Here is a 1,329-nt window from a genome sequence, read left to right as displayed (position 1 = left end):
TCAGGGACAAGCGCAGGTTCAGCTGAGTAGCACGTTTGCAGGGGAGCACCAGGTTCAGATCCAAGTCGGCGATCATAAGGTAGCCGCCCCCATTGTCACCTTTGATGAAGTGTTATTATCTACTATTCGGGTCAATAAAACCCGTGCCGCGGCGGATGGCGAAGATCAGGTGACTTTTACTGTCACCGTCACCGATATTCATGGGCAAGGGCTTGCGGATAAAGCGGTTGACTGGTCTGGCAATCTTGGCGAGATGATTTTTGTAGAAGACGGGACAGACAGTCAGGGAAATGCAACAGCAATCCTTGTCAGTCATCATGCTGGACAGGCTTCGGTCACCGCTGAAGTGGGTGAGCAGCCAGTCGTCTCCTCTGTGGAATTTATCCTGCCATTACGCCTGGTTGATACCGTTGCCGTTGACCGCCAGGGCGGCAATGCCAACCAGAAATCGTTTGGCACCAGAGGACCTTCCATTTTCTGGCATGGTGCAAAATTTCGTCTTATCACGACAGGTAATACAGGCCGGGTAAGCTGGCAGAGTGATTCTCCCGCAGTCACGGTATCGGGTGATACGGTATTGGTGCAGCAGAACCCGGATGGTGTAAGACTCACGGGAACGGATGAAGCAGGGCAACAGGTGGTACTGACTTTAGCTGGTTATACCTGGTTTGAGCGCTCCGGCCTGACGAAAGATTTTTATTCAAATGCGAAACAGCTTTGCAAATCACTCGGTAGCCGGATTGCCTCCAAATATGCGCTGGAACAGCTCTATGAGGAATGGGGGAACTTTTATCTTTATGATGGCTGGACGCGGGAATTTTATGTGACCTCCACGGATTATCTGGCTGCCAGCTCCGGTTCAGCAGAGCATCAGGCGAAATGGGCGTTTTGGGCAGAAACAGACCGGTGGATGCGAAATAGTTGGGCTACGACGGCATTTGCGTGTGGTAAGCAGCAGTACTGAATAGCGTGTTCCATTATTTTACCTATAAGAGAAATGAGCGGCTGTTTGGGTAGTCAATTGAAACGCCGCTATTTTTTCTTCGTTTTGAATGCCTTTTCTTGGATACGGCATTACATCCAGTGGTGATCCTGATTCAGATACAGGTTCCCCTCCCCAAAAAAATTATTATCACTTCAAGTAGTTATCTCTTTGGGACAACAAGTTTTCTCGAGCAATCCGTCTCCATGCATGACGTTTTTCTCATCTCTGAACTGACAGGTATCGATCGATTGGGGTGTTCTTAACGGGTTATTCGCCCTCACTAATGAAACAGTTAGTTAAATATAAATAAATATTGGTTATTATGATGGAAAGAAAAATTTAAC

At 47.9% G+C, this 1,329-nt stretch carries 1 protein-coding gene; it reads left to right on the top strand.

Annotated elements, in window-relative coordinates; translation table 11 throughout:
- A partial coding sequence (locus AB204_RS19865) for an Ig-like domain-containing protein (protein WP_047965121.1) occupies positions 1-964 on the top strand: 964 nt, incomplete at its 5' end.
- Positions 965-1,329: the final 365 nt, after the last annotated feature.

It is taken from the genome of Xenorhabdus khoisanae (assembly GCF_001037465.1).
Classification (GTDB): Bacteria; Pseudomonadota; Gammaproteobacteria; order Enterobacterales; family Enterobacteriaceae; genus Xenorhabdus; species Xenorhabdus khoisanae.
The sequence above is the reverse complement of the archived record's forward strand: the minus strand, read 5'-3'. Positions and strand labels throughout refer to the sequence as shown.